The 6,972-nt window shown below is 65.7% G+C and carries 4 protein-coding genes; 1 reads left to right on the forward strand and 3 read right to left on the reverse strand.

Annotation, left to right across the window (positions count from 1 at the left end):
- Nucleotides 1–44 precede the first annotated feature (44 nt).
- On the forward strand, nt 45–875 hold the full coding sequence (locus LQV39_RS08535; RefSeq protein WP_230023411.1) for a metallophosphoesterase: 831 nt from the start codon (nt 45–47) through the stop codon (nt 873–875).
- Here the strand turns inward: LQV39_RS08535 and LQV39_RS08540 are convergent.
- The 3 genes from LQV39_RS08540 to LQV39_RS08550 all read right to left on the reverse strand — a co-directional run bounded on the left by LQV39_RS08540 (nt 862) and on the right by LQV39_RS08550 (nt 6,316).
- Entirely contained in the window at nt 862–3,714 is a 2,853-nt protein-coding gene (locus LQV39_RS08540) for a pitrilysin family protein (RefSeq protein ID WP_230023413.1), read from the reverse strand. The genes LQV39_RS08535 and LQV39_RS08540 overlap by 14 nt on opposite strands.
- A 95-nt stretch (nt 3,715–3,809) precedes the next feature.
- On the reverse strand, nt 3,810–5,081 hold the full coding sequence (locus LQV39_RS08545; RefSeq protein ID WP_230023416.1) for a lipoprotein-releasing ABC transporter permease subunit: 1,272 nt from the start codon (nt 5,079–5,081) through the stop codon (nt 3,810–3,812).
- A 74-nt stretch (nt 5,082–5,155) separates the two neighbouring features.
- Nucleotides 5,156–6,316: a glycosyltransferase gene (locus LQV39_RS08550; RefSeq protein ID WP_230023425.1), complete on the reverse strand. Its 1,161-nt coding sequence runs from the start codon at nt 6,314–6,316 to the stop codon at nt 5,156–5,158.
- Between the last annotated feature and the right edge of the window lie 656 nt (nt 6,317–6,972).

The following is a 6,972-nucleotide window of genomic DNA, read 5'->3' on the forward strand; positions in this document are numbered from 1 at the left end:
CGCCTGCCGGCGGTCGTGTAGTGATCCGCTATACTGGTCCGATCATGCGAATTCAGCTATTTTCGGACCTGCACCTCGAGCGCGATCCCACTTTCGAACCCCTCATCCATCCCGACACCGACGTCATCGTGCTGGCCGGCGACATCGGCTCCTACCAGGCCAGGTCGCGCCTGCAGGACGAAGACTTCGGCCTGGCCCGTTTTGCACCGCAGCGCTTTTCGCCGGCGCCGCGGGTCCTCTACGTCCCCGGCAACCACGAATTCGACAGCCTCGAATACGAGGACGCCTACGAGCGCCTGCAGCGCGTATGCGCCCATCTCGGCATCGAATGGCTGGACCGGCAAACGCTCGTCATCGACGGCGTGCGCTTCATCGGCAGCACCCTGTGGGCGGATTTCGACGCCGTCGCCGGCCGGGAAACGGACCTGGCGAAGCAGCTGCAGGCGCGCGGCAAGGCCTTCCGGGCCGCCAACTACTACCTCGCCAAAAACACCACCTTCCGCCAGGGCGAGCCGGTGCTGGCCGAGGCCCAGCGCGACATGTCTTTAAGCTGCCAGGACTGGCTGCGCGCGGCGCTGGCCGAACCCTTCGACGGTCCGACGGTGGCCGTGACCCATTACGCGCCCAGCCTGCGCAGCGCCGACCCCAGATATGGCGTGACGCCCGGCACGGCCGGCTTCTGCAACGCGATGGACGAACTGATTCCCTGGGCGGACGTGTGGATGCACGGCCACCTGCACTGCGCCAACGACTATCTGGTCGAGGGCGAGGCAGGCGGTGTGCGCCGGACCTGCCGCGTGCTCGCCAATCCGCTCGGCTATGCGAACAAGGGCGAACAGGCGGCGTTCCGGCCGGACTTGATTATCGAGCTGTGAGCTTGTCGGCCGGCTTCGGATCTTCCGGATTCAGCACCACCTGCACGTAGTTCTCCGTGTTGAAGTAGCGCTGCGCCGCCAGCTTCACGTCCTCGGGCGTGATCTTGCCTGCGCGCTGAAGCTGGTCGAGGATGCGGTGCGGATCGCTGCCGTACAGTTCCGCGCTGCCCAGCGCCGACACCCAGTAGCCATTATTGCGCAGGTTGCGCTGCCAGGACTGGGCCCAGGCGCGCTTGACCTTGTCGAGGTCGGCCGGGTCCGGGCCTTCCTTCTTGAGACGCTCGAGTTCGGCGAACAGCGCCGCCGTCATGTGTTCGACCTGGTCGGGGCCGGTCGGCAGCGAGGTGCCGATGCGATAGTGCTCGTAGGGCACGCGCGCGATCCCGCCCGTCATCCGGCCGCTGTAGATCAGGCCCAGTTTCTCGCGCAGCACGTCGACGATGCGCAGGTTCACGATCTCGACCAGCGCATCGAGGCGCAGCTGCTCGTCAGGCGACCAGGTGGCCGGGCCGGTAAAGGTGAGCGACACATTGCTCTTCGGCTCGGCGCCGGCCTTCACTTCGCGCTTGACCACACCGCTGGCATAGCGCAGTCCGACGTCGCGGTAGGCAAGCGGCAGGTCCGGCGTCGGCAGGCTGCCGAGGTAGGCGGCCAGCAACGGCTTGATCTTCTCGACCTCGAAATTCCCGGCGAAGATGAAGGTGAAGCCTTTCGCGCTCGAGAATCGCTGGCGGTACAGGGCGATGCTGCGGTCGAGGTCGACCTTCGGCAGGTCGGCCAGGACCGTTGCGCGCGGCTCGTAAGGGTGCTTCGCGTACAGGGTGTCGACCAGCACGTCGCCGAAACGTGCCTGCGGGCTGACGTCGCGGTGGCGCAGCACTTCTTCTTCCTTGGCCAGGAAGGATTTGTACAGGCCCTCGTCGCGGCGCACGCCATCGAAGCGCAGCCACAGCATCTGCAGCATGGTCTCGATTTCGGCCAGCGATGCGCCGCTGCCGCCGCCGATCTCGTCGGTGTCGGTGCCGAGCGCCATGGCGACATTGGCGGCACGCCCCGCCATCATCCTGCGCAGCTCCACGGGGCTATAGTCCTTCAGGCCCATGGCCGAGACCAGGGCGCTGGCGTGGCGCGCGCTGGCCAGGTCCTTCTCGTCGAACAGGTGCTGGCCGCCGTAGCGCCGTGCGCCCAGCAATACCTGGTCCTGCTGGAAGCCGGTCGGCTTCAGGATCGCCCTGACGCCGTTCGAGAACGTCAGGCGGGTGATGCCCAGCGATTTGTCCACGCTTTCGTCGACGATGCTGCCCGGCTTGGCCGGCGCGTCCATCAGCCTGCTCGCCACGGCCTTTTCCTCGCGCGCGGCGACGGCGGCATTTTCGCCGGCGGCGACTTCGGCCAGCAGTTGCGCCGATCCCGGCGCAGGCGCCGCTTCGCCGCCCACGTAGATCACCAGCTTCCTGGACTCGCCGGGAATGGTCTTGCGGGCAAAGGCATTCAGCTCCTCCAGCGTGATCGAGGCCAGCATCTCCTGCACGATACGATGCTCGGCCTCGGCACCCGGCAGCGCTTCGCCCACCAGGAAGTTGCGGATGTACTCGGCCACGTAAGCGGCGGACGCGGTGCCGTTCCGTTCGTTGTAGCCGCGGTCATGGCTGCGCTGGTAGCTCTTGCGCGCCCGGTCGAGTTCCGCTCCCGTGAAGCCGAGCTGGCGCGCGCGCTGCTGTTCCTGCATCAGGGCTGCCAGCGCAGGTGCGCTGCCGCCGGCGCCCAGCACCACGCGCGCGGTATAGCCGCGGTAGCCCGGCGCCAGCTGGCCGATGCCGCTGCTGGCGCCGACGAAGGGCGGATTCGCCTGCTGCGACACCTCGCCCAGGCGCTGCGCCAGCATGGCGCCGGTCAGGCGCTCGAGCATCCGCTCGCGGTAGCTGCCGTAAGTGCCGGCATCCGGTGCATGGCTGACCGGGTAGTGCACCGAGACAGAGTTCATCGCCAGTTCGCGGTCGGTCACGGCCAGCGCCTCGGTGGCGGCCAGCGAGGGGATTTCGACATAAGTGCGCGGACGCGGCGCCGCCGGATTCTGCAGGCCGCCGAAATGCGCCCTGATCTGCTTTTCGATCTCTTCCGGCTCGACGTCGCCGACCGCCACCACGGCCATCAGGTCGGGCCGGTACCAGTCGCGGTAGAAGCGGCGCAGCGCATCGGCCTTGAAGCCGCGGATCGACTCATCGGTGCCGCCGATGGCGCGGTCGGCGTAGCGGGAGCCGCCGAACAGCTTCGGCATCACCACCTTGTTGACCCGCTCGGTCACACCCTTGCGGGTGCGCAGCTCTTCGAGGACGACACTGCGTTCCTTGTCGATGTCGGCATCGTTGAAGGCAATGCCGTGGGCCCAGTCCTCGAGGATGGTGAAGCCCTTGTCGATGTTCTCCTGCCTGTCGGTCGGCACCGGCAGCTGATAGATGGTCTGGTCGTAGCCGGTGAAGGCATTCAGGTCGGCGCCGAACTTCACGCCGATCGACTGCAGGTAGGAGACCACTTCGTGCTTGCGGAAATGCGTCGAGCCGTTGAAGGCCATGTGCTCCGTGAAGTGGGCCAGGCCGCGCTGGTCTTCGTCCTCGAGGATGGAGCCGGCCTTGACCACCAGGCGCAGCTCGAGGCGGCGCGACGGGTGCTTGTTCTGTTTGATGTAGTAGGTCAGGCCGTTCGGCAGCTTGCCGATCCTGACCTCGGGGCCGGTCGGCACCACGGCGTCGGGATCGAAGGCCGCGGAAGAGACGGCCGGAGCCAGCGCCGCCGCCGCGATGGCGGCGGCGAGAACGGTACGGGAGAGAATGCGGCGCATTCGGCAGATCCTTGCAGGGTTGATCATCAAGCGCAGAGCTTACCAGCGCCGGGCCTATAAAATTGCGCGAATTCTCACCCCGCGTCTACTCCCGCTTATTCATAGCGCAGCGCCGCCGCCGGCTGCAGGCGCGCCGCCGACCAGCTCGGGTAGAGCGTGGCCACGAAGGCCAGCAGCACCGCCACCCCGCCGATGCGGCCGACGTCGCCCCAGCGCAGGTCGCTCGGGACCTCACTGATCAGGTAGATGTCCTTGGCCAGGAACTGCACGCCGAACAGGTGCTCGATCGCCGGCACGATGACGTCGACGTTGAGGGCGACCAGCACGCCGAATGCCACGCCCAGCAAGGTCCCCAGCACGCCCACCAGGGTCCCCTGGATCACGAAGATGCGCATGATGGACGCCGGCGAGGCGCCCAGGGTGCGCAGGATCGCGATGTCGGCCTGCTTGTCGCGCACCGTCATCACCAGAGTGGACACAAGGTTGAACGCGGCCACCGCGATGATCATGGTGAGGATCACGAACATCATGCGCTTCTGCGATTGCACGGCCGCGAACCAGGTCGCGTTCACGCGGGTCCAGTCGCGCACGAAGAAGCGCTCGTCGAGGCCGCGCGCCAGCTCCACCGCCACTTTCGGCGCCGCATACATGTCGGCCAGGCGCAGGCGCAGGCCGACCGGCGCGCTGAGTCCCTGCAGGGCTTCGGCATCGGCCACGTGGACGAAGGCCAGCGCGGAATCGAACTGGTAGTTACCGGAATCGAAGACGTCGGCCACCGTGAAGACCTGCTGGCGGGTCGAGATCTGGCCCGGCTGGTTCGACGCTCCCGGGGCGGCCACGAGGAGGCGCAGCTTGTCGCCGGCCTTCACGTCCAGCGAGCGCGCCAGTTCGCTGCCCAGCACCACGTTCGAGGAACCGGGCTGCAGGGCCTTTAAATTGCGGGCATGGGTCTGCTGCGCGATTTCGGAGACCTTGACTTCGGCCTCGGGCAGCACGCCGCGGATCACCACCGGCTTCATGGTGTCTTCATGCAGCAGCATGCCCTGCACTTCGGCGAAGGGCGCGGCGGCGACGATCTCCGGATTGCGGAGGGCCTGCTGCTCGACCCGCTGCCAGTCTGGCATCGAACCGTCGGCGGCCATCACCTCGACGTGGGCCAGCACCGACAGCATGCGCGCCGTGACCTCCTTCTCGAAGCCGTTCATCACGGACAGCACGACGAGCAGCGCGGCCACGCCGAGGGCGATCCCGGCCACGGAGATCAGGGAAATGAAGGAGAGGAAGCGGTTGCGGCTGGCGCGCTTGCCGGCGCGGGTGTAGCGCAGGCCGATCAGCCACTCGTAAGGCAGGCGGTGCAGTATAGACATCCACGCATTTTGCCATAAAAGCAAAAAACCGCCCACGCATTGCTGCGGGGCGGTCCTGAAGGAACGCGTCCGGCTTATTCGGCGGCGGCCTGCGCCTTTTTCGGCTGGTCGTCGAGGGCCACCGCCTGGGCGGTCTGCTTGACTGGCAGGGTGCTGACCTTGTCGCCGGCTTCGGCGATGTCGGCCTGGTCGGCGGTCAGGCGCTGGGCCTTGTTGGCCGGGGCCGTGGTCTGGATCAGCTGGTGCATCGCCGCGGCGGTCTTGTCCCACGAGGTGTTGGCGACGATGGCGCGCATGCGCTCGGCCAGGGCGGCCTTCTGCTCCGCGCTCGCGTTCAGCATGCGCTCGCAGGCGGCGATGAACTCGGCCGGGGTCTCGGCAATGGCGACCACGTCACCGTAAGGCACCTTGACGTCGGTGATCGGGGTCGAGACCGAGGGCAGCTCGGCGGCCATGTACTCCAGCACCTTGGTCGGGCTGATGAACTTGGTCGACTCGTTCAGCGCGAAGGGCAGCAGGCAGACGTCCCAGCCGGCCAGGAACTTCGGCAGTTCCTCGTAGGTGCGCTGGCCCATGTAGTGGATGTTGGCGGCCTGCGGCAGGTGGACCGGATCGATCTTCACGACCGGGCCGACCAGCACGATCTGCCAGTCCGGGCGGGCGGCGGCCATCTCGCGGATCAGGTCGGTGTCGAAGCGTTCGTCGATCACGCCGTAGAAGCCCAGGCGCGGATGCGGGATGGCTTCCTGGTCCGGATGGCTGTACGAACGGTCCTGGGCCTTCTGGAAGTGCTTGGCGTCCACGCTGCTCGAGAAGCAGTGGGCGTTGGCGTGACGCTCCTTCTTCGAGTTGTACAGGCTCGGGCCGCCGGTGAAGCACAGGTCGGCGATGTTCAGCAGTGCGCTCTCGCGCTGCACCAGCTGCTTCGGCGGGTTCTTGAAGGCGGCCAGCTCGTCCATGCAGTCGTACACGACCAGCGAAGGCTCGAAGCTTTGCAGCAGCGGCAGCGCCATCGGGGTGTAGAACCAGACGACCGGCTTCTCGCCTTCCGGCAGCAGGTCGGCCAGCAGGGTCTGCAGGGTCGGGATCTGGTCGTCATGGAAGCCAGGCGCATGGATCGCGGTATGCGGCTGGCACACGGTGATGTTCGGCGCGACGGCCGTCTTCTTCAGGTGTGCCTGCCCTTCGTGATACACCGGTTCCTCGACGATGAGAATTCGGTAGTGTTCCGCCATGCGAGTCATCAGGTGCTGGGGACGCTGAAACACAAAGTCCCAACGCAGGTGGCAAAACACGATAAGGGTTGGCATTTTTCAAGTTCCTTTCGCCTTGGGGCGTTCTCGTTGATCTGGAATTCAGCCGGCCGGAAACTGGCTTGTGCGCTTGGACGCGCCGGTCTCCGGGATGCCGGACCCGAGAATCGTAACATGCAAATTTCTCAAGTTTTTCGTTTACACATTGCAATATTGGCAATGAGAAACGAAATGAGGACGGGCGGCCTTTGCGCCCCTAGGGAACTTGTGACTGTCAGTCAAAAATGTAGGTTTAGTCCTACGATTAATCAGGAAAAAACACTACGAAAATACATCGTGCACTCAAGCGTGCGGGGGGGGTTAAGTGGAGAACAGAAGAGCTGAAAAATGGAGCTTACGCGGAAGGAAATGGCGGTTTGTGGGGGTTGGACGCACTAAACATGGTTTGCTTGGGCCAAATGCACCGTCGTGCCGCCGTCATTCCTGCATGCATACCGTCGTCCCCGCGCAGGCGGGGACCCAAGTTTGATGAGCTGACGAAGGGCGTGCAACTTGGGTCCCCGCCTGCGCGGGGACGACGTTCGAGCTTACTTTCCGAGCGATACCGATCAGTCGCTCAAATACGCCTCCGCCCCCTC

This window comes from Massilia sp. Bi118, from assembly GCF_918697865.1.
Taxonomy (GTDB): Bacteria; Pseudomonadota; Gammaproteobacteria; order Burkholderiales; family Burkholderiaceae_D; genus Telluria.